This is a genomic window from Streptomyces sp. NPDC093546 (genome assembly GCF_044765045.1).
Lineage (GTDB): Bacteria > Actinomycetota > Actinomycetes > Streptomycetales > Streptomycetaceae > Streptomyces.
In genome coordinates this window covers 1-1,396 of sequence record NZ_JBIWJG010000038.1, presented here as the reverse complement: position 1 = coordinate 1,396, position 1,396 = coordinate 1, and the positions used below count along the sequence as shown (strand labels likewise).

1 protein-coding gene is annotated in these 1,396 nt (G+C 69.1%); it reads right to left on the bottom strand.

The window, feature by feature from the left end; genetic code table 11:
* Positions 1-133: 133 nt before the first annotated feature.
* Complete coding sequence (locus ACIRNI_RS31950; protein WP_403556886.1) at positions 134-1,369, bottom strand: IS701 family transposase; 1,236 nt, start codon at positions 1,367-1,369, stop codon at positions 134-136.
* Between the last annotated feature and the right edge of the window lie 27 nt (positions 1,370-1,396).

The window sequence follows — 1,396 nt, the reverse complement described above, 5'->3', positions numbered from 1 at the left end:
CTAGTAGTGCTTCGTTAGGTTCTGCCCTGTCTGCGGCGGCTTCGTTGGGCGGGTAGAGGTCGTCCGCAGGTGGTGCAGGTACCGGTCCAGCACCTCAGCAGGTCCTGGAGTGCGTCGAGGACCTGGTAGAGGGTCAGGCCGGTGTGCGGACTTTTGGGTCGAGCCGCCTGAGGGTGAGGAATGCCTGGGCGGCGGTGACGAGGGTGACGTGGTGGTGCCAGCCGCGCCAGGTGCGGCCCTCGAAGTGGTCCAGTCCCAGGCCATGCTTGAGCTCGCGGTAGTCGTGCTCGATCCGCCAGCGCATCTTCGCCCAGCGCACCAGGTCAGCGACCGGAGTGGTGGCGGGCAGGTTCGATATCCAGTAGTCCGTCGGAGCGCCCTGGCCGTCCGGCCACTCCACCAGGAGCGTCCGGGCGGGCAGGACACCGTCCCACCGGTTGCGGCCGCCGCCCGCCTCCTGAGCTCCGGCCAGGGACTGCTTGCCCGCGGGCCGCACTGTCAGCACCGCGAACCGTGAGGTCATCGCCCCTTTGCTGCCCTGCCTCCAGGTCACCTCGGTGAACCGCTCCGCACCCGCCTCCATTGCGAGGACCAAGACGGCTCGCGGTGGGGTGCGGTAGCGGGGAAGGGTGGGCGGTCCGAGTCCGCCGTAAGCAGGCTGGTGCGGCTCGGCATCCTCCCGGTGGGCGACTTCCCTCCCGTTCAGGGCCAGGACATAGGACAGCCCTCGCTCCTCGAGACCGAGCCGGAACGGTGTGCTGACGCCGTAGCCGGCGTCGGCGACCACGACCGGCGCCTTCAACTGCCACTGGGCGAGTGTGTCCAGAAGGCCGAGCGCGAGGCGCCACTTCTCCTGGTGCACCACGTCGCCGGGGACTCCTGCCCTGCGGCATCGATCCGGTTCGTCCGTCCACTCACGCGGCAGATGCAACTCCCAGCCCAGCGGGCAGGAGGCGGTGTCGGTGGCGGCGTGGACACTGACCGCGACCTGGCAGTTCGCCCGCTTGCCCAATGCCCCGCAGTACTGCCGGGCCACCCCCACCGACGCTGTGCCGCACTTGGGGAACGACACGTCGTCGACCACCCACACCTCCGGGGTGATCACCTCGGACAGCCGCTCGGCGATCCGCCGCCGCACCGGCAGCGGATCCCACGGCGACTGGTTCACGAACTGCTGCAGGGCCTGCATGTTCCCATCCGGCAGCCGATCAGCCATCGGCTGGATCGACTTCCGACGGCCGTCCAGCATCAGACCCCGCAGATAACACTCACCCCACCGCCGCTGATCCCGCCGCGGCACCGAGGCGAACACATCGGCAACGAACTCCGCTAACTCACCCCGGAGCCGTTCCACCTCCCCCAACCTCATACCGAAGAAGATGCCCACCACCAGCCG

What these genes read in the sequence shown, in the direction of transcription:
- ACIRNI_RS31950 (WP_403556886.1), bottom strand. Translation starts at nt 1,369, where the DNA reads ATGAGGTTGGGGGAGGTGGAACGGCTCCGGGGTGAGTTAGCGGAGTTC.